Here is a 21,668-nt window from a genome sequence, read left to right as displayed (position 1 = left end):
CATGAACTGCCTTTATAACCTATTTATCAACAGAGAATTTGAAGATACATTGGCTTGTATACTTTTCGCCCGGGCGAAGTACAGCCGACGGCCATTCCGCTTTGTTCGGAGTATCCGGATATTTCTGTGTTTCGAGACATACGGAAGCACGTTGGTTGTAAGTAATGCCTTTCTTTCCTGTCAGTGAACCATCGAGGAAATTACCTGCATATACCTGAATACCCGGTTCATTAGTATAAACGTCGAGTACGATACCAGTCTTCGGTGATTTCAAAGAAGCGCATTTACGGGTTACGTCGCCTTTCGTGTTCAATACCCAGTTGTGATCGTAACCATTGCCATTTTTCAGCTGTACGAAATCATAGTCGTTGATACGTTCGCCTACCGGAGTCGGGGTGCGGAAATCCATCGGAGTTCCTTCTACCGGAACGATCTCGCCAGTTGTCATGAAGGTACTGTCCACCGGAGTATAATAGTCCGCATCCACCATCAACAAATGACCGGAGTTGTTGCCGGCATCGCCTTCAAGATTAAAATAAGAGTGGTTGGTCATATTTACAATCGTCGGTTTGTCTGTTTCCGCTTCGTATTGAATATCGATGGCATTATCGTCCGTCAGTTTCATCACTACCTTACAAGTGATGTTTCCCGGAAAACCTTCTTCACCGTCTTCTGCACGATAAGTCAACTGCAATTCCTGCGGATTCAACAATTCTGCATCAAACACCCGGTATTGGAATCCTTGCGGTCCGCCGTGCAGACAATGACCGTAGTTATTGCGGGGAAGCTGATATTCTACACCATCCAAGGTGAACTGTCCCTGATTGATACGATTGGCATAACGTCCGATAGTCGCACCGAAATCCGAAGGCTTGCTGATATAGTCCTGAATAGAATCGAAACCGAGAACAACGTCACGCATCTGTCCGTCTTTGTCGGGAACCATCACTGAAACAATACGTCCACCGAAGTTCGTAATACAAACTTCCATGTTGTTCTTGTTACGCAGAGTGAACAAATCAGTCTTCTTTCCATCTACTTCTGTCTGGAATTTACTCTGCAGTAAACCGGAATCTGTAGCCTTTTCAGCTTTCGGAGTACAAGCTGCCATTAAAAGGGCGGCAACTGCCCATACACATAACTTTTTCATGATACAATTGGTTTTTAAATATTAGTTTTCAGCTATTCATATTTAGATGCAGACGACGCGGATAACGCGTTTTTTCTAATTTTGCATCAGAAAAAGAGCCGCATCATCCGCGTTATCCGCGTTCAATTTACTATGTCAGCATATCACTGTATACTATTCAATAAATCTACCTTTCCTTCATTAACCAGCTTCAAAATCAACTCACCGAAAAGAGTATTCTGCCAGGCAAACCATGCACGGGTAAATTTCTTCGGATTGTCCTTATGGAAAGATTCGTGCATAAAACCGGTACCGGCATCCGTGTCCATCAACATCTTGATACAGGTCTTGATTTCGGCATCATTCTGACTTGTGAAGGCTTTCATCATAATACTCATCGGCCACACCATATCGTAACCGATATGCGGTCCGCCGATCCCTTCGCCTGCCTTGCCTTTAAAGAAATAAGGATTGTCCTCACTCCACACAAAACGGCGGGTATTCTGATAAATCGGATCGTTTACATTCACATCACCCAGATAAGGCATCGCAAGCAAACTCGGCACATTGGCATCATCCATCAGATGATGATTTCCAAAACCATCTACCTCGAATGCATAGATTTTACCATATTTAGGATGATTATACACCGCATATTTCTTTAAAGCTGTTTCCACCTCCTGCGCCAAGTCCTTACATTCTTTAGACAAAGCTGTCTTCTTGTTTACCTTCTCCAAAATCTCGGCTGCCTTACGCAAAGAAGATACGGCAAAGAAATTGGAAGGAACCAGGAATTGAAGCGTAGTAGCATCGTCCGAAGGACGGAAACTGGAAACAATCAAACCGACAGGTTTCACCGGTGCTCCCAGACCGTCATTGCTCACAGTATCTAGTGCACGTTCCGTCTTACGTTGGAATTTATAAGGGCCTACTCCATCTTTACGTTGCTGTTCTTTGAATGTTTTCAGTACATTAGTGATTGCCTGAATCCATTCTTCGTTGAATATACTTGCATCTCCGGTAGTCTTCCAGTAATGATAAGCCAAGCGCAACGGATAACACAAGGAGTCAATTTCCCATTTACGTTCGTGGAGTTCCGGCTTCATATCGGTAAGGTCACTCATCCAATGACCGTCAGGAATAGCGCCGTCATTAAACGCATTTGCATACGGATCGATATTGATACATTTGAACTGGCGGAGAATAACACCTGCCAGCATTTCTTTCAGTTCAGGATCCGCATTAGCTAATTGCACATAAGGCCAGACCTGTGCACCGGAGTCGCGTAGCCACATGGCGTGAATATCGCCCGTATATACGAACGTATCCGGTTTGCCATCGCTTCCTTTACGGAAATGTACGGTTGTATCCAGTGTATTCGGGAAACAGTTGGTAAACATCCATGCCAACTTCGCATTCTTCAAAAGTTTCTGTACACGGAGAATCTCCTTCTCTACCGCATTGGAACAGAACAAACGATTGGATATTTCCGGGCGGTTATCTTTCTGAATAGCATCCGCCAGACATACATGCATTTCCGTCATACGGTTGGAGGCTTGTAGCTCCCCGCCACAGAGAAGCATACCTGCCAGCATACCTGCGCTGATATATTTGATATGTTTCTTCATGATTACTTCTTCTTTTTAAATTCGTTAGAGAAAGAATAAGGGAAATCGGCCTCTTTGGTACCACGTTGCTGATTAGGTTTTGCGTCCATTTTGAAAGAAATGGTGGCACCATTCAGCAGGTCCTGATGAGTCAGGTAGTTTTTGGTATATTCTTTACCGTTCAATTTCATCGACGAAATGTAACGTTTATCGTCTCCGTTATTCGGAGCGGAGATAGTCACCGTCTTTCCGTTTTCCAGATGCAGCTTCATCTCCTTGAAGTAAGGAGTACCCAAGACATATTCATCCGTACCCGGACATACCGGATAGAATCCCATTGCCGAGAATACATACCAGGCAGAAGTCTGACCGTTGTCCTCATCACCGCAATAACCGTCGGGAGCTGGAGTATAGAGCTTGTCCATCACTTCACGAATCCAATGTTGCGCTTTCCAGGGTTGGCCGGAATAGTTGTACATATAGAGCATGTGCTGAATCGGTTGGTTGCCATGTGCATAGTTGCCCATGTTCATAATCTGCATTTCACGGATTTCATGAATAACGGCTCCATAATAACTTTCATCGAAAATCGGAGGCAGGATAAATACAGAATCCATCATCTGGTTGAATCCGTCTTTACCTCCCATCAGGTCAATCAGACCTTGAGGATCATGGAATACCGACCAGGTATAATGCCAACTATTACCTTCCGTAAAGGCATCCCCCCACTTCAACGGATTGAACGGAGACTGGAACGTACCGTCTTCATTCTTGCCACGCATCAACTTATGTTTAGGGTCATAGAGATTCTTATAATTCATTGCACGCTTTGCAAAGATTTCAATCTCTTTTTTCGGTTTCTTCAAGGCTTTGCCCAATTGATAGATACACCAGTCATCGTATGCATATTCCAGTGTACGGGCTGCATTCTCGTTAATACCTACATTATAAGGCACATATCCCAATTTATTATAATACTCATGTCCTAATCGTCCGGTAGAACGAACATTCGGATGCACTGCGTTCGCTCCATGTTTCACGGCTTCCCACAATGTCTCGATATCGTATCCTTTCAATCCTTTCAGGTAAGCATCGGCAACTACAGAAGCAGAGTTGTTTCCAACCATACAACCTCTGTGTCCCGGACTTGCCCATTCCGGCAGGAATCCGCTTTCTTTATAAGTGTTCACCAATCCTTCCTGCATCTTCGTATTCATGGATGGATACATCAGGTTAAGGAATGGGAAAAGACAACGGAACGTATCCCAGAAACCGGTATCGGTAAACATATAGCCCGGAAGCACTTCGCCATTATAAGGACTGTAGTGCATCACGTCTCCTTTGGCATCTATCTCATAGAAACTTCTGGGGAACAATACCGAACGATACAGGCAGGAGTAGAATGTACGCAAATGGTCGATATCATCGTCTTTCACTTCGATACGTCCCAGTACATCGTTCCATATCTTGCGGCCTTTCGCTGCAATCTGTTCAACATTGTCCGTACCCAGCTCTTTCAGGTTCAGTTCCGCCTGTTCAGGGCTGATAAAAGAGGAAGCTACACGCACATTTACCTGTTCGCCCTTGCGGGTTTTGAAACCGATCAGTGCACCGGCATGATTGTCTGTCGCTTCCAGTTTATTGGCATCAATCACACCGCTAGCTACGGCAGCTGTATAAGTGAACGGTTTGTCGAATACCAGTACAAAGTAGTTTTTAAAGTTAGCAGGAACACCACCGCTGTTTTTAGTGGTATAACCGATAATCTTGTTCTCCGAAGGGATTACTTTCACAAACGAACCTTTATCAAAGGCGTCTACCACTACATAAGAGTGGTCGTTTTCGGGGAAAGTGAAACGGAAAGCAGCTGCTCTCTCTGTCGGAGCAATTTCGGTCACTACATCATGATCGGCAAGATATACTTTATAATAATAAGGAGTAGCCGTTTCAGCTTTATGAGAGAACCAACTGGCACGCTCATCCTGATTAAATACTGCCTTACCGGTTACCGGCATGATGGCAAATTGACCGTAATCATTGATCCAGGGACTTGGCTGATGGGTTTGTTTGAATCCTCTGATCTTGTCAGCGTCATACGTATAGGCCCATCCATCGCCCATTTTACCAGTCTGCGGAACCCAAAAGTTCATTCCCCAGGGCAGCGCAATGGCAGGGTAAGTATTTCCGGTAGATAATGCGTGCTTTGACTGCGTACCAACCAGCGGACTAACATAGTCCACCGGTCCGGTAATTGTTTTTGCAGTCATAGCCCATGCACTAAGTAACGTAAAAGCGAATAGAGCTAGTTTCTTCATGGTATTTTTGTTTTATTTAATCAGTTTTCCTTCAAGCATTTTGATATAATATCCACCTACAACGGAACGTGCCTGGAAGCCTCTTTGATTCGGTTCGTCTGTAAATACCCAGTCGGACATCGGAACACGGTTAGGTGTAACGTTCATAAACAGATATACGGGTTCGATAAATTTCTCAAAGGTAGCTTTGTCATTTGCCAATGTAGCTGTCCACATGATCCAGTCGGTCTTTGTGTATGTTTCACGGTTATCCAACGGAAGACCATATTTATTTTGCTTCGAAAGATAGTAAGCTATTTCCGTTTCTGCAACATTTTTAGGGAAGATTTGCAGATCCAACAGTTTATCCCACACCAAGTTATACTTCTGGCTCCATGTTCCCGGTTTGTCAAATGTGAGACGATAGTGGTCACCATCATCCGCCATTTTCACCCATTCGGCAGCCATTTCTTTCGCTTTCTGTGTGTACTTTTCAGCCACGTCTTTCTTGCCCAGCATATCTGCCAGATAACCATAAGAAGCAACACCCATGATCGCTTTGATAGAAAGGTTGGCATTGTGTGCAAAGTGTCCTGCAAAGTCATCGGTACAAAGTTGGTTGGCCGGATCAAGTCCGTACTCTACCAGATAGTCTGTCCATGTAGTCAGAGTTTCCCAATGTTTTTGTGCGTAATCTGCATTACCTTCTACCTTTGCAATGGCAGCAGCCAATACTACCATATTACCCGATTCTTCTACCGGCATATCACCGCCATAAGTCTGGCCGTTAGCCAATGGATAAGTACCGACATCATGTGCAGCAAATGGTTTCGCCCATTTTCCGCTTTCGCTATAATAGAAGATATGGTTCATGGTAGCCTTCACCAACTCCGGATTGTAGTATAAGAGCAACGGAGCTCCCGGATAAGTCAGGTCGACTGTTCCGATGGAACCATTACTGAAGTTCTCCTTAGAAAGGAATACCAAGTCGCCATTCGGAGCCTGTACCAGTTTATGTGCAGCCAATGCCTGACGATAAGCCAATGCACAAAGTTCGGCATATTTACGTCCACCGGCAGCAGTAGCTTCTTCCATCAGTTTCTTGTCGAAAGCAGCACTGTTCTTCATTTGTGTCTTGTATTCTTTCTCCGCTTTCTGGAATTGGGAAACAATCGTTTCATTGCCCTCACGATTCCAGTAAGGACGCAGGTTATCACCAAAGTATTGGATAGAATAAATATCATCATATCCGATCAGCAGATGGCCATCAGCTTTTTGTGTTTCGCCCAATGAACGTACCAAAGCCAGTTTATCATAACCGTTTGTGGTAGGAGCTTCCAGTTTATTGGCTACGAAGTTCTTGCGCAGCTCTCTGCCGTCACCGATTGCATAGGTACTGTTTTCCTTTTCAGCTGCCAGATAGAAATGTCCCCAGTCAATACGAACATCATCACCCTTTTTCTTCAGAATATCCTGATTGCGGCTTCCGGTACGAAGGAATAACAAATCGCCGTCAGTAAAGCTGTCGGCAACAGATTCCTGGTGAGGTTGGTCGATTGCCCATTGCGGAGATGCTTCGAAATACAGTTCAACCTGATGTTTCTTTCCATCATTGGAGGCTACTTCATAAGAGATATAGTTGACAGGACGTGACAACAAGTCCAGATTATCCATGAACATAGGAGCGGTAAATGTCAGTTTCAGATCTACCGGACCACAAGTAAATGTATAATAAGTCTGCATAGGCTGCACGTCTGCAGATGTTTGTTGTGCTGTTTGATGGAAAGAACGGTAACCGTCCAGTTCTACCAACAATCCGAAATCCAGTAATCCGTTTCCTACACGGTTACGGCAATAGCCGGCAATCAGATTCTCACCCGGTTTCAAAGAAGCTACCACTTCTTCGGGCAGTTTCACTCTCTCGTTCTTTTTACAAGCATTACCTGTATCTACCACTTTGATGCCGTTGATATAGATAATAGCATCATCGTCATGAGAGAATTCAAGATATACATTCTTTCCTGTCAAGTCTTCCTGAATATCAGCTACCCGGCGTACCCAGATAAATTCTTCACCCCATTGAGTCTTTGCTGTATGTTCATTCTCCATGGTTCCGAAGGCAGCTTCGCCTTCTTTCCATGCTTTATCATTAAATCCAGCATTCTGCCATCCGTCAGCAGGCTGTTGAGTGGTATACTTTCCCGTCCAGCTACCTTGTTCGGATGTTTTCACCAAAGGACGTAGTTCCAGTTCTTCCGTTCCCATGAAACGGTAGGTTTGTCCGTCTACTTTTGCAACACCAAGTAAAGAAAAATCCTTGCCTGTCCAATGTTTTACAGGACTGTCGTATAGATTGTCCGTAGTAGACCATGCACTAGTATAAGGATCAATTGTCACCAGCGGATATGCCGGAGCACGTAATTCATTCTTCTCGTGCTGTTCTACCTGGGTCTCACAGCTACAAAATACAGAAGCTGTTCCCAGTAACAGCATCATCAGTTGTTGTTTCATAATTTAAATCACCTGTTTATTTAATCTATTTTACGCAAATTCCGTCGTTTTCTATTTATTTTTTAGCCGGAAACAAAAGCATCAATGCCGGTATACCGGAAGCAGAATAACTGTCGATTTCCGCACCTTCCGGCAACTTTTTATAGTATTCGCCTCCACATACGTTCCGTGTCTTATCTCTGTTTGCCCAACCTGTTTTGATGGTACGTTTCAGGAACGGGAGATATTGGGTTTGTCCGCAATCATACACCAACCATGCCATATATTCCGCAAAGATGGCAGTATAGATACCCTGTTCAATACCACCTTCGAAAGGTAGCACTTTATGTTCTGCAGACATATCTTTCACTGTATAGTCTGCTGCCAGAATAGCATTGTCCAGATAACGTTTCTCTCCGGTCGCCTTATAAAGCAGTATGGACGCTCCGATAAAGGTTGCCTGATTATAGACATGTGCTTTCCAGTCAGGATTACCATTTCCATGACGGCTATCGGCAATCTTTCCTGTTGCTTTATCCAAGAGATTTTCCACTCCCCATTCATAGATTTCTTTACCTTTGGCAAGATATTGAGCTTTCGTCTGATAATCCGGCCGTTTGTCGGTCGATTCTTTTCTATTTTCAGGCACGTTATTATAGAGGGTTAATGCTGCAACAACTGTCGGAAAGTTGATACATGCCATCTTTCCATCACCGAATTTATTCGGTTTCGGATTTTGAATGGGTTGCCATTGCCAGAACATACCTCCGTTTTCTTTGTCATACGAACCGGTATCACCGACTTTTTCCGAGCCATACCATACCCGTTTGAAACTGGCTTCCGAGAGTTTCAGATATTCATCCACTCCAAAAAGTTCGTAGCCGCGTGCCAAGCTGATAGTCCACCACATGATGTCATCGTAGATGAACCAACCGGTATTTTCGTTGTTATCATCAAAATCAAACTGACAATATTGCGCTTTGTTCCCTGCGAATATTTTCTCGCAGAGTGTTTTATAATAACTTGTCTTCTTTCTGTCTTTCTGTGCCTTTGCCAGTTTATAGGCATTCATTGCCATATCCCAATAAATAGGCTGACACCAGATAGCCGCTGCTCCATTGCCACGGTCAACAGCACTTGGATAGGCAGAATTTGTCTTGTAAATATATTTATTGGAGTCTAGTAGTGTATTGTTAAATCCTTCATAAGCTGCCCATACATCTTCGTTCGTATATGCGTGCTTCTTCTGGTTTGCTTTTCCTGAATTGCCGACTGCCCATATAGTAGTTGATGCTCCCAATAGTAGTGTCAGAGCTAAAAGAATTTTGCCTTTCATGATAGTTTATAAGTTTATAAGTTTATAGTATTTTTCCTGTTACAAAGATTGCAGAAATAGCTGAAAAAAAACGATAATATTTATTCAATAAAGAACAAATACAGACCAAAACACTTTTCTACAATAAAAATAAAGGATTAATAAAGGGTTATTGGAGAATAATTCCCCCTCACTCTGTCCTTATGACAGAGATAAGGGGAATATTTAATCTACCTATTGAAAACTCATTCCGGTAAACAATTATTTGTTATCTGTAATATCTGTGGATTCAATCCATTGCCAGTTATCACCAACCAATGTTGCCGTATGGCCTTTCAAACCTGTTATTGTGCTGGTAGCACTTTGAGTAGGCTGATCACCTTTCACTTCAAAATCCCAGGCTTCTACCAAATTCGGATTATCGGCACTTACACCTTCTTCATTCCCCATATAAGAAGCATATACCTGATTTTCTGTCCGGTTTGTTTTCCAGATACGTATCTTCTTTATGTAACCGGAGAACCATTCGTTACGATTTCCATTTTTGTCCATCATACAGAATCCCGTCATGCGAATCTGATTGGCTATGGATTGTTCATTGATATACGTTCTCCAAGACTCACCCACACGAATAGGATCTCCTTGCCTCGTACCGTCAATCATGGAATAACACTTCACATCTGTCGGAGTATCAAATCCCGGCAGTCCCTTATCCCTGAAGAGGAATGCATAATGCGTCCAACGATCTTTGGTCCAGTTGTCCGACTTTTTCCATCCCGGTTCCCATTCTTGTGGATTTGTATGATTATTATCTTGCCAGTGAGCAACCATTGTTCTCAACAATCCCTTCGTACGATCCTGTGCGCGCCATCCGCTCCAATAAGGATCGTTGGTCATGGTAGAAAGGAAAGTACAGTTGTCTTCTCCCTGTCTATTGCAATATTCTTTAATATTCACCCAAAGTTCAATCGTAAATGCCTGATTGTCATCCTCTCCAAACTTCACATAATCCTCGCTATAACCAAAGTCTATATAAGAACCGGCATTTCCGTCTACAAACAGATTCCAGGTAATCTGACTGTTATCCGGCCATGCAGAATCTTCGACTTCTTCTACTTTCTTATCGGCAGCAGCAATAGCCTCATCATAAATCTCCTGCGTCATATCTGTGATGGAACCGGATTTGATTCTTTCAGCCAGACTTTCCAAGTCTTTAGCTGCACTCTCCAAAACCGACTTATTTTCTACCGGATATTGTCCCTGATGATTTCCCCACTTCGTTTCATCATTAACGATTGCAAGTATTTCATCCGCCTTAGCCAGTAAATTATTGATATATTGCTGTGCTTCCGGAGACAGATTATAATATTTTGAATTTTTAAACTCGTCAATCGCTTGATTTACCTTTGCTACAGCAGCTTCCAAAGTTGTTTCATCCAGTTCTTCGCCAGCTTCTACCCGTGTTATCAGTGCATCCAACTCGGCAATAGCAGCATTTAATATATCCTTTCCAGTTTCAGGATATGTTCCGGGAGCAGTTCCATAGGTTGAATTTTTCAATAAATAGTTCAATGACGTACGGCTTTCCTGTAAGATACTTAATTGTGTATCTGTTATGTACTCGTCTTCAATATCGTCACAAGCGGTAAATATCCCTGCCAGACTAGAAATCAGGAGGAAAGAGAGGAGCATTGCTCCCTCTCTCCATTTATTAGTTAAACATTTCATGTTTTTCATCGTTTTTACATTATTATTCAACAATACGTTGCCACTCGTAAGTACCGATAATCTTAGCAGTATGACGGCCTGTCAAATCTATTACTTCATTACCCGAACCGGAAGGTTTGGTCATGAAATCCCATGCTGCCGCCAAATCTGCTTCTTTACCCGTCACTTCTGCCGTTCCATTATAAGAATTCTGAACATATTCGTTATCCTTTGCGCTCTTCCAGATGCGGATTTTCTTCATATAACCGGCAAAGCCTTCTTCAAACAGATTATCACTGGTACGCATATAACGTCCGAAAGCGGTCATCGGGGCATTATAGTTGGCATAGTTGCTTGAATTATAGAATCTGCTACCCACGCTTCCCTCGGTTGTTTTCACTTCTCCGTTCACATACAATTTCGCACGAAGCTCCGGACTGCCCGGCAAGCCTTTATCACTGTACACAAACAAGAAATGTTGCCATTCTCCATCTTCCGGTGCCTTTAGTGACGGTTCACAGATATTTCCTCCTGTTTCGCCCCAAGTTGCACGATAAATACCACCGTCTGCATTACGCCAGTACATCATCCAGCCGTTACGCCATCCATCACCGCCCATATAAGTTGACAGGAACACATTCTGGTCTTTTCCACCACCTTTGGTTACTTTCACCCAAAACTCAACAGTAAAGGCTTGGTTTCCTTCGGTTCCGAAATTGACATATTCTTCGCTACGTCCGAAATCGATATAAGAACCACCATCACCACGTCCGTCCACAAACAGTTCAGCCGGTGTTGTTTCAGCGTCTTCTGTACGGATCGTACTCTTGAACTGTTCTATAGACGCCTTGGCTTCTGCCACATAGCGTTGTTTCTCACTTTCCGACGGAGAGGGTTGCTGATATTTGATTAAAAGTACCGCATGATTGGCATCATCTATCGCATCTGTCAGAATTGCCCGGCTTTCGGTGGGGTACTGTCCTTTCTTATCTCCGTAGTCTGAATTTTGCTGCAAATCGGTCATTTCAGCAATCAATGCATCCAGTTGGTCGATATAGGTATCTTCTATTTCAGGAGCCGCAGTATACTCGTCATGCGTTTCTTCAGAACAAGCCGCCAATTGAAGTGTCAGTACCATGCATAACACATAATACCACATTTTCCAATTTGAATATTTCGTATTCATTATTCTTCTTTTTTATGGGTTACAATTATTTATCTGCCGGAAACAACAACATCAATGCCGGTATTCCGGATGCACTATAGCTGTCAATAGTAGCGCCTTCTATCTGTGCCTTATGATATTCGCCACCACACAAATTACGTGTCCGGTCGCGATTAGCCCAGCCGTAATTAATGCTACGTTTCAAGAACGGTACGTACTGGGTCTGGCCACAATCATTCACCAGCATGGCCATGTATTCCGCAAAGATAGCGGTATAAATACCCTGTTCCACGCCACTCTCGAACGGCAGTAAATCATACGTTCCGGACATGGTATTCATTGTATAGTCAGCTCCCAAAATTGCATTGTCCAAATATGTTTTCTCACCGGTAGCTTTATAAAGCAATAACGAAGCTCCGATAAAAGTGGCCTGATTGTATACATGGTCCGACCATGCCGGATTACCTTCACCATGCTTGCTGTCGGCAACCTCTCCGGTATTGCTGTCTACCAGATTCTTCACAGCCCATTCATAGATTTCTTTTCCTTTTGCCAGATAAGCTTCCTTCGTTTCATAATGCGGACGGGTAAAATCACCGTACTTATTACTCCAGCTTTCCGGATTCGGATCAGCCACACGATCGGCAGGAACGTTATTGTAAAGGGTCAATGCAGCTACCACAGTCGGGAAATTAATACAAGCCATCTTACCATCACCGGCAGCATTTTCATTCGGATTGCCGATAGGCTGCCATTGCCAGAACATACCTCCACCCAAATTCTTTTCAGGATCTGCATAAGAACCCGTATCACCTACGCGGGGAGAACCGTACCATACACGTGCAAAACTTGCTTCTGCCAGACTGCGATACTCTTCCACTTTAAATAATTCGTAAGCACGTGCCAAAGTAATGGTCCACCACTGTATATCATCATAGATAAACCAGCCGGTATTCTCATTATTATCGTCGAAATCAAAGTTTACATAATGTGCTTTATTTCCGGCAAACAAATCATCACACAACTGCTTGTATTTGTTTTCTCTTTCCGTATCTCCTTCCGCTTTTGCACGTTTATATGCGTTCATGGCCATATCCCAATAGATCGGTTGGCACCAGATAGCGGCAGCTCCGTTATTACGGTCGGTAGCAGCAGTATAAGCGGTACTTGTTTTATAAATGTTCTTATCGGGGTCCAGTAAGTTATCATTAAATGCTTCATAGGCAGTCCAGGTATCCGCATTGGTATACTCCGGTACAATCTCGTAATCCGGAGTATATGGCTTTGCCTGTTTATCCTCATTGCAAGAGGACATACAAAGGACACCGGACATGAGACAAACTGCAGAGAAAATATATTGTTTCATCATCATTTCTATTTTATAATCAGTATTTAGAATCCTGTATTCTGAACCAAGTTTTTATCAATATCAATTTCGCCCTGTGGTATGGGGAAGAAGTACTGACGGTCAAAAATACGCTTCACAATCTCCGTACGCTTGAAGAATTCATTTCCGTCATAATTGACATTCATACCGTGAATTGCCTTGTTGAAATACTCATTTACCAATCCCCAGCGACGTACATCAAAATAACGGCAGTTTTCAAAACTCAACTCAATGCGTTTCTCCTTACGAATCAGCTCCATGACTTCTTCCGTTGTAGTCGGTTTAGGCAGATTGACTGTTTCACCGTAGCCCGGAATGCCCGCACGCTTACGGATCATGTTCATATACGTCCAGATGTCTTCATGAGTCGGGCTGACATGAGCAAGCGCTTCGATATAGTCAAAATAAATATTAGTCAGACGCAAGAGCACACAAACCAGATTCTGGTTACGGTCACCGGAATCCATACATTTACGTACTAAATAACCTGTACTCGTATAGTCATTGCTACCTTGTTCCTTACCACAGCTTCCGCTATAAGTGAAATCTACTATATAACCGCCTTCTGTTCCTTCAAACCATTTTGAATTACTAAAGGTTATGTCTGCATAGAAACGAGGTTCACGATTAACATACATCATTCTGGTTCCTACCGGTGCATATAAAGTACCGTCTATTCCTTTGTATTCTGCTGTAGAGACTCCTTCTTCTACATAATCGGATTTTTCGTTGATAATCGGAGTGACACCGTCAGCACTATAACCGGAAATAGGGGATTCTCCGTTTGACATGAAATAGGCATCTACCATTTCTTGGGTTGCTCCCAACAAGCTACCACCCCTATAGTTGGTCGTATTACCGGATCTATTCGGCATACGGTCGTACTGCATGGTTCCGGCAGCATTATCCAAACGGTAGAAAATCATTTCTTTATTGTTACCCATTTCAGAAAACAAGGTTCTTACTGCACGGCGATAAGATTCCGTCGGACTGAATCCTTCCGAGTCCGGACCGGAAACAGCAACACCGTCCTTATTGGTATACATCAAATGATAACGACTTCCGTAATTAGAGAAGAAAGTGTTACATTCATCAATCACTTTCTGCCAATTGGCACGTTTGGTAGCTTCATCCGGTTTGTTAGGGAACAGCTTTGTTCCGTCCGTATTAGCCAAGCCTGAATAGTAAGTGCACTCTCCGTTAAACAACCAGCTGGCACGATAAGTCAATGCTTCAATGATAAACGCCTGTGCAATCGCCTTGTCAATACGGCCATATCCGGACACTTTGTCGGTAGAAGCATCGTCCAATAAACCATCGTTTTGTGCACCTTTCAGTTCTGATACGATAAAATCAAAACACTCATCTACCGTATTGCGCGAGAGTTGCAACTCATCACTCGGAGTATCCATCGGAAAATCCTTTTCAAGCAAAGGAACCGGACCATAAGTACGTACTAAATAAAAATAATAGATCGCCCGCAAAGCTCTTGCCTCCGCTTTCCATTGATTTCTTTCTGTAACAGTCAGCGGTGCCTGATCTACATTTTCTGTAAATACTGCCGCTTCATGAATACCTGAAAACCAACTCTTCCAGCGATATAATACCATTGTTCCTTCAGTCGCATCGATAGAGTTGTTATTTATCAGTTTTTCCTTTTTGTCATTTGTCCACTCCGCCTCATCGCTAGCGCCCGTCCAAGGACCGGGAGTACGGTACAGACTTGTTTCATGCACCTGACGTTGGTTAAATTCATCCGGTAAGAATGTGTATACATTCGAAAGATACCGCAAGGCTCCATCTCTGGTTGTGAAAATCTCCTTGAGTGATAAACGGTCATCAGGCACCTGGTCAAAATAGTCATTACAAGATGTCGTCAAGAGACACGCCAGCAAACTTACGATTATATAATTATATTTTTTCATTATCTTTTTGTTTAGAATGTGAAATTAATACCAACTGAATAAGAAGTCGTATTCGGATAAGAAGCACCATTATCGGTATTCAACTCCGGATCCCACAATTTGAAGCGACTCAAAGTGAACAGGTTAGTTCCCATTACATATACAGCCGCATTCTTCAGATGAACTTTATTCACCCAGGGTTTCGGCAGATTATAAGAGATCTGCAATGTCTTCAGACGCAGGAAGTTCATGTTACGCACCCACCAGGTACTTTTCTGGAAGTTATTAATGCTACTGGTTGTTTCGCTTCCATAAGACAAACGCGGATAAAAGGCATTCTGATCCGGATTTTCCTCTGTCCAACGGTCGTCAATGTTAGAGTAGAGGTTACCGCTACCACCACCGCCATTAAACGGATTAATACTGCTACCGTTCAATACACGTTCGGCTCCCGCTACGCCCTGAAACATCATGCCCACAGACAAGTCTTTCCAGCCTACTGTAAATCCGAAACCATAGACAGTTGTCGGCACATCTCCACGAGAAATGTAAGTCTGGTCGTACGCATCAATCTGACCGTCATTGTTCAAGTCCTTGTATTTGATATCTCCGGCTTTCACTGTTCCAAACTGTGAAGCAAACGGTTTGGGAGTAATGGCTTTATTGGCAGCCGACAAAGATTCCCAACGTGCCATATCATCTATTTCAGCCTGAGTGAACAGTCCCTCGGCAACATACCCTTTCGCTCCATTGATGTTACGTCCATATTGGTTCATCCATTCGTATTTCTGTTCCGGCAATTCTCCCTGAATCCATTTATCCTTATTAAAGGTGACATTACCCCGAAGCGCAATTACCCAGTCTTTATTGATACGCTTGTTATATTCGATTGTTCCGTCAAATCCCTTATTTTCTATGATACCGATGTTTCCGTAAGGAGCAGATGTGTTGTACCCCAAGAATGAAGGCATAGAATGTTCACGCTTCAACAGAATGTTTTCACGACGTTCCTTAAACAAGTCGAACACAATAGACAGGTCGTCATTAAATAGCTTAAGGTCAATACCCAAGTCTTGTTTGCGAGATTCTTCCCAGATCAGGTCAACAGCCATATTCACTGTTTCATAACCGGCCCACTTAGTTCCATTCGGTCCGAATTTATAGCCATAGTCTCCATTCTCTTTCATCTGATCCAGATACATGAAACGACGGTCGGAAACTTCGCTATTACCCACTTTACCATCCGTATAACGTATCTTCAAGAAAGAAACTGCCTTCGACAGAGGTTGCCAGAATTTCTCATTTGAAACAACCCATCCTACACCAAATGCAGGGAAAGTTCCGAAACGATGTTTGGGCGAAAAATTCTCGGCACCGTTATAACCGATGTTGAACTCTGCGAAGTAACGGTCTTTCCATGAATAAGTGGCACGACCGGCAATACCCATCATACGATACGGAATCGCATCTTCCAATGTCCCTTTCGGATATAATAGTTTGGATTGCTGATTGAACAGGAATAACGCACTAACACGATGATCGTCGTTGAATGTCCGGTCATAATTCAAGGAAGCCTCCAAATAAGTCTTTTTGTTGCCACTCGTTTCCTGTGTATAGCTTAACACGTTACTTCCTTCATAAATACGTTGCAGAATAGGTTGTCCATTCATATCGTAAGGAACACTAGTGTCCAGGAAGTTGTAGGTAGACTCCGCACGGTCCTGATGTACATGTATCTCATTGTATACGTCGAATGCGTACATAGCAGTCAGTTTCAGTCCTTTCGTGAGCATATCCAAATCCTGTGTGACGCGCAAATTAGAGTAAATCTGATTTTTCGTCAGGTTGTCATAACCACGACGTGTAGCCTGTGAATAAGGGTTATTAAAGTTGTTATTGGTTGAAGTTCCCGGCACAAAGGCTTCTCCGTTAACAAAGAACATCTTCGGATATTCAACCGGTGAGATAGACATTGCCGCATTATACAAATCGGCAGAAGAGATGGCCGGATAGTTTCCTTCTCCCAGATAACCTTGCGCACCGATCTCGACCTTAGTAGTAGGAGTTACGTCGATATTCAAATTGGTAGTAAAGTTATAACGGCTATATTTCATTTTGGAATCATAGGTGTTGATATTCTTATCAGTCACCGTCATACCTGTCTCATTAAAATAGCTGACTGATGCATAATAAGCGACTTTCTCGCTACCACCGCGTACATTTACATTCACACGGCGATTATGTCCCCAATCATTAAAGATTTCTTTCAACCAATCCACATTCGGATATAGATAAGGATCCTTACCGGCAATCGTGTTACGTATCTGATCTTCTGTATATTTCGTAGCAATACCGTCATTACGCATTGCCTCGTTGGCTGCATTCATATAAGTGATACCATCTGCCAAATCGACCATCTTCGTGAAACGGGTAAACGATTCATAATAATCCGCGCTCACTGTCGGTTTTCCTACCTTTCCCGGTTTGGTTTTAATCAAAATTACGCCATTGGCACCACGTACACCATACACAGCTGTTGCTGATGCATCTTTCAGCGTTGTCAACGATTCAATATCTTCCGGATCGATGTCATTGAACGAACGTTCCACTCCATCCACCAATACCAGCGGAGAAGAAGTGTTGGGAGTGGAAATACCACGAATCCAGATATCAGCAGCATCTTTTCCCGGTTCTCCTGTACGTTGTACAGCCACAACACCCGCCAGACGTCCCGCCAATGTAGTTGTTAAACTGGCAGAAGGCGTCTTAATATCTTCCATCTTCATGGAAGACTGTGCACCGATATTACTTATTTTACGCTGGGTACCATACCCCACAATAACAGTCTCTTCCAATTCGTTGACCTGTTCTTCCAAGGTGACATCATAAATGTTGGTCGAGGCATTGGTTCGTATTTCAGAAGTTTTAAACCCGATATAGGTAAATTTAAGCACTACGCTCTTCTTGGTTACGAATATCTCATACAAACCATCCATATTCGTAATCGAACCGTTTGCATCTCCATCCACAGTGACGTTCACCCCAATAAGCGGCTCTCCTTTTATATCAGTGACACGTCCGGATATTTTCCGCTTATTCTGTTGCTGTTCGGTTGAAGCAGGGGCTTTTCCGGAAATAAATATTTGCCTGTCAGAGATCCGATAAGTACACGAAGTACCTTCGAAAAGTTCAGAAAGAATATCTTCTATATTTTTATTCTTACTGTCGATAGATACCTTACGTTCTAAGTTGACAGCGTCATCTAAATAGAAGAAAACAAATTGACTACTTTTCTCTATTGTTTTAAGCACTTCTCTCAACGTCGAGTTACTCATGCTGACCGAAAGAGTCTTAAATTGAGAATAATTGTTGTAACTTGCGAAAGAGTAGTCTATTCCGAGAAGTAAAAAGCACAGGAATAGCCCGAGAACCTTACTCTTTCGTTCTCTAATTGCATTTTTCATATTAAACATGTTAAAAATTTCTCATAATATTATTTTCTGTATATAAACATTCATAGGCACACAAGTCCCATCTGGATGATAGTTCGTATCATCCACTCTCTTCAATAATTACCATAAAATACGGGAGTTAGATTAGTTTATTATCTTATTTTTTTATATCTATTTCTTTACTACTCGATACGTTTTATATTGTTCATCATAGGCATAAGAAATTGGTGCAACAAAGGTTAATCCATTAATAACTGTTTCAAAGTTGTCTTTCAAATCGATTTTTCCGGAACATTTTATTTTACTTAGCGCTGGGTCAAATTCTACATTCACACCATAATAGGTAGACAAGCGTTGCAAGACTATTCCCAAATCGGCACTTTGGAAACAATAGAGTCCATTTATCCACGATATTGCCTGTTCTACATCTACTTGTGATATATTTTCCTTTCCATCGGCAGAACTGAACATCTGATTAGGAGCCAAAATCGCTTTCGGAGTCCGGGCTGTCTCTACCTGAACACATCCTTGCGCCAGCACTACACTTCTAATTGCTTCCGACTCATACGCCGTTACATTAAATTTAGTACCAAGCACCCTGACATTCATATCTTTGGTCCGCACATAGAAAGGGCGGTTTTCATCTCTGGCTACTTCTATGTAGATTTCTCCGTCCACATAGATTTCACGTTTATCTTTTTCAAACTCTACCGGATAAATCACTCTCGTGCCGGCATTCACCCAGACTTTAGATCCATCGGCAAACGTCAATACCGATCGCTTTCCACGCGGAATGACCAATTGATTGTAAGCTGCCGATTTTTCCTTTTGTATACTTTCCTGATTTGTTTTGATTTCTACGGAATCATACGTAATCTCCGTTTCTTTTTCTTTCAGGCTCACTACGTTATCTTCCGCCAAAATCAACAGTGTTTCTTCCGTCAGAGGCAAATCAGCTTTGGTATTCACTGCAAAAGTGGCAATATCCGGATCCAGCACCGAAGAATAACTCTTTAATAAGAAGAAACATCCCACAAGAATAGCAACACTGGCCGCCGAGCTCAATCCTATTAAGAAATAGTTCTTACGTTTCGCCTTCTCCTTATTTATATTGGTTGCCTGTATACGAGTCCATAAATCATCCGTTTCCTCGTTTGAAAGTACTTCTTCTTTCTCTTTTGAAAAAACCTCCAAATATCTTTTTGCTGCTATATATTCATCTATATTAGAAGGATTCATCTGTTCAAATTCATCCCAGAACTTCTGTGTTTCTTCCGTAGGGTAATTCATGGAAGAAATAAAGAAATCATTCTGAAGGAATTCTTCAAAAGTATATAGGGAAAAATCTGTATGTTTTTGTTCAGAGTTCATCATTTTCATTGTCTTTACGTATGAATAACAGTTGTACTTTCATTTTATACTCACCTTTTCCGAAGTTTTTTCCACTTTTTTTGATTGACAGGAAAAATAGGCTGATTATTCTCTCTTATTTTCTCTTAAATAAGTCCCGGATACGTCCCAAAGCCCGTTGAATGGAGTTAGAAACAGATTGATTATTCATGTCTGTCACCTTACTTATTTCATCGATACTCATCTCTTTGATATATCGATAATAAATAATTTCACGCTGTCTGTCCGTCAATACAGACATCATAGTATGCACGGTTGCCTGAACTTGTTTTTCCTGTTCATTATTAATATATATAGTTTCCGGAGTGGAGGGGGATTCGTCAACCGTCTCTTCTCTCTCACCTATTTCATCAAACGAAAGAGAATCTGTTGTCTTTTTTAGCGCATTAAAAAGAGTGTTTTTCAACGCTACCGTCAAATAAGCTGCAATATTATCTGTTGGGGCTAACTTTGCACGATTCATGTGGATTTTCACAAACACATCATGTATGCAATCTTTAATTAATTCTTTGTCTGAAGTATATAATAGTCCGAATCGAAACAGATCTTGCACCGTTCGATTATAGATTTGGGTATACGCACTCGAATCTCCCTCGAGAAACCTTTTCCACAAAAGGGAGTCGGAAAGAGTGTGTATATCTGGGGTCATTATAATAATTATGTTTGATTTACAAGGACAAAAATAAAACAATAAATCAAAAAAAGCCCATCTTTATTAAAATATTAATTACGGATGGGCTGAACTTTTCAGATTTTACTTCAATGGGCTTGCCTTTACTCCCTCGAAAGTCATCTTTATGGGTTTTATTTTTCCATCTTTATCAAAGTACATACGGTCAACGCAGGTCACACGAGCGTTTCCATCCGTTTCACCCAATGGATGGCGATGATAAATGATGTACCATTCATCCTCTCCCGGCCCTTTTACAACTGAATGATGACCGGCACCTGTTCCAATTTTGGGATCTCTCTGTAATATTTTTGCTTCTCTTTTGAAGGGTCCGAACGGTGAGTCGGCAATGGCATAAGCAACACAATAATCCGGTCCGGTCCAACCGCCTTCTGACCACATAAAATAGTATTTTCCGTTACGTTTCAACATAAAAGGTCCCTCTACATATTTTTCGGGGGTTACTTCCTTATAAAGGGTACCATCTTCAAACGGTACGATACTCAACAAGTCCGGGGCCAGTTTCACCATATTACAATGTCCCCAGCCACCATAATACATATAATACTGTCCGTCATCGTCTTTGTAAACAAACTGATCGATCGGTTGCGCACCATTTACAAATTTATCAATCAGAGGTTTGCCTAACGCATCTTTAAATGGTCCGGCAGGATTGTCGGCCACAGCTACACCAATACCGCCCAGTTCATTATTGCTTTGGATATCATTCGCACCGAAGAATATATAATATTTATCATTCGCATGAATCACGGCAGGTGCCCACAAAGCACGTTTAAACCAACTAATATTCTCTTTTGATAACACTTTCGGGTGCTTTGTCCAGTTCACCAGGTCTTTAGATGAGAAGGCATCCATGAAAGTCTGTTCGTCATAAGGCGCCGAATACGTAGGATAAATCCAGTATTCATCCCCAAATACAATTCCTTCCGGATCGGCATACCATCCCGGAAATACAGGATTGCCACTCGTCTTCGGTTGTTGATTGGCTTTTTGTCCAAATACAGACTGGGAACAGCAAATAACACTAAGAAGAATAAGGTGCTTCAGTTTCATACAATATCAATTTTAAAGTTCGTGCCACAAAGATGAGAAAAAACAACTAGAAATTCAATAAATA

Annotated in this window: 13 protein-coding genes; all 13 read right to left on the bottom strand. The window is 42.3% G+C overall.

Annotation, left to right across the window (positions count from 1 at the left end; all coding sequences use genetic code 11):
• Positions 1-19: 19 nt before the first annotated feature.
• Positions 20-1,150, bottom strand: coding sequence for an aldose epimerase family protein (locus tag HMPREF9010_RS11065; protein WP_008642822.1), 1,131 nt, complete (start codon positions 1,148-1,150; stop codon positions 20-22).
• Between the two features lie 143 nt (positions 1,151-1,293).
• Positions 1,294-2,712 (bottom strand): glycoside hydrolase family 125 protein, encoded by a 1,419-nt coding sequence (locus HMPREF9010_RS11070; RefSeq protein ID WP_232284364.1) that lies wholly within the window; start codon positions 2,710-2,712, stop codon positions 1,294-1,296.
• Positions 2,713-2,759: 47 nt separating this feature from the next.
• A complete protein-coding gene (locus tag HMPREF9010_RS11075) occupies positions 2,760-5,051 on the bottom strand; it encodes a GH92 family glycosyl hydrolase (protein WP_008649383.1) in 2,292 nt (763 codons plus the stop codon).
• A gap of 12 nt (positions 5,052-5,063) precedes the next feature.
• Positions 5,064-7,541, bottom strand: a complete 2,478-nt coding sequence (locus HMPREF9010_RS11080) for a glutaminase domain-containing protein (RefSeq protein ID WP_008649382.1) — start codon at positions 7,539-7,541, stop codon at positions 5,064-5,066.
• Between the two features lie 55 nt (positions 7,542-7,596).
• Positions 7,597-8,856, bottom strand: coding sequence for a glycoside hydrolase family 76 protein (locus HMPREF9010_RS11085; RefSeq protein WP_008649381.1), 1,260 nt, complete (start codon positions 8,854-8,856; stop codon positions 7,597-7,599).
• Between the two features lie 240 nt (positions 8,857-9,096).
• Positions 9,097-10,563, bottom strand: a complete 1,467-nt coding sequence (locus tag HMPREF9010_RS11090; protein ID WP_032852762.1) for a DUF4972 domain-containing protein — start codon at positions 10,561-10,563, stop codon at positions 9,097-9,099.
• Between the two features lie 22 nt (positions 10,564-10,585).
• On the bottom strand, positions 10,586-11,728 hold the full coding sequence (locus HMPREF9010_RS11095) for a DUF4972 domain-containing protein (RefSeq protein WP_032852728.1): 1,143 nt from the start codon (positions 11,726-11,728) through the stop codon (positions 10,586-10,588).
• A 25-nt stretch (positions 11,729-11,753) separates the two neighbouring features.
• Positions 11,754-13,076: a glycoside hydrolase family 76 protein gene (locus tag HMPREF9010_RS11100; RefSeq protein WP_008649377.1), complete on the bottom strand. Its 1,323-nt coding sequence runs from the start codon at positions 13,074-13,076 to the stop codon at positions 11,754-11,756.
• A gap of 23 nt (positions 13,077-13,099) precedes the next feature.
• The gene (locus HMPREF9010_RS11105) at positions 13,100-15,019 is read right to left on the bottom strand and encodes a RagB/SusD family nutrient uptake outer membrane protein (protein ID WP_004322390.1); all 1,920 of its coding nucleotides are present in this window, start codon (positions 15,017-15,019) and stop codon (positions 13,100-13,102) included.
• Positions 15,020-15,030: 11 nt separating this feature from the next.
• Entirely contained in the window at positions 15,031-18,462 is a 3,432-nt protein-coding gene (locus HMPREF9010_RS11110; protein ID WP_032852761.1) for a TonB-dependent receptor, read from the bottom strand.
• A 159-nt stretch (positions 18,463-18,621) separates the two neighbouring features.
• A complete protein-coding gene (locus HMPREF9010_RS11115; RefSeq protein WP_032852760.1) occupies positions 18,622-19,824 on the bottom strand; it encodes a FecR family protein in 1,203 nt (400 codons plus the stop codon).
• 112 nt (positions 19,825-19,936) lie between these two features.
• Entirely contained in the window at positions 19,937-20,509 is a 573-nt protein-coding gene (locus tag HMPREF9010_RS11120; RefSeq protein WP_008649373.1) for an RNA polymerase sigma factor, read from the bottom strand.
• Positions 20,510-20,614: 105 nt separating this feature from the next.
• The gene (locus HMPREF9010_RS11125) at positions 20,615-21,604 is read right to left on the bottom strand and encodes a glycoside hydrolase family 43 protein (protein ID WP_008649371.1); all 990 of its coding nucleotides are present in this window, start codon (positions 21,602-21,604) and stop codon (positions 20,615-20,617) included.
• Positions 21,605-21,668: the final 64 nt, after the last annotated feature.

Source organism: Bacteroides sp. 3_1_23, from assembly GCF_000162555.1.
Lineage (GTDB): Bacteria > Bacteroidota > Bacteroidia > Bacteroidales > Bacteroidaceae > Bacteroides > Bacteroides ovatus.
Note: the sequence above shows the minus strand (reverse complement) of the source record. Positions and strands in the feature narration are given on the sequence as shown.

Excerpts from the sequence above, each read along its gene's own strand:
- HMPREF9010_RS11095 (WP_032852728.1), bottom strand. The coding sequence starts at position 11,728 with ATGAATACGAAATATTCAAATTGGAAAATGTGGTATTATGTGTTATGC.
- HMPREF9010_RS11105 (WP_004322390.1), bottom strand. The coding sequence starts at position 15,019 with ATGAAAAAATATAATTATATAATCGTAAGTTTGCTGGCGTGTCTCTTG.
- HMPREF9010_RS11070 (WP_232284364.1), bottom strand. The coding sequence starts at position 2,712 with ATGCTTCTCTGTGGCGGGGAGCTACAAGCCTCCAACCGTATGACGGAA.
- HMPREF9010_RS11125 (WP_008649371.1), bottom strand. The coding sequence starts at position 21,604 with ATGAAACTGAAGCACCTTATTCTTCTTAGTGTTATTTGCTGTTCCCAG.
- HMPREF9010_RS11075 (WP_008649383.1), bottom strand. The coding sequence starts at position 5,051 with ATGAAGAAACTAGCTCTATTCGCTTTTACGTTACTTAGTGCATGGGCT.
- HMPREF9010_RS11100 (WP_008649377.1), bottom strand. The coding sequence starts at position 13,076 with ATGATGAAACAATATATTTTCTCTGCAGTTTGTCTCATGTCCGGTGTC.
- HMPREF9010_RS11080 (WP_008649382.1), bottom strand. The coding sequence starts at position 7,541 with ATGAAACAACAACTGATGATGCTGTTACTGGGAACAGCTTCTGTATTT.
- HMPREF9010_RS11065 (WP_008642822.1), bottom strand. The coding sequence starts at position 1,150 with ATGAAAAAGTTATGTGTATGGGCAGTTGCCGCCCTTTTAATGGCAGCT.
- HMPREF9010_RS11090 (WP_032852762.1), bottom strand. The coding sequence starts at position 10,563 with ATGAAATGTTTAACTAATAAATGGAGAGAGGGAGCAATGCTCCTCTCT.
- HMPREF9010_RS11115 (WP_032852760.1), bottom strand. The coding sequence starts at position 19,824 with ATGATGAACTCTGAACAAAAACATACAGATTTTTCCCTATATACTTTT.
- HMPREF9010_RS11085 (WP_008649381.1), bottom strand. The coding sequence starts at position 8,856 with ATGAAAGGCAAAATTCTTTTAGCTCTGACACTACTATTGGGAGCATCA.
- HMPREF9010_RS11120 (WP_008649373.1), bottom strand. The coding sequence starts at position 20,509 with ATGACCCCAGATATACACACTCTTTCCGACTCCCTTTTGTGGAAAAGG.
- HMPREF9010_RS11110 (WP_032852761.1), bottom strand. The coding sequence starts at position 18,462 with ATGAAAAATGCAATTAGAGAACGAAAGAGTAAGGTTCTCGGGCTATTC.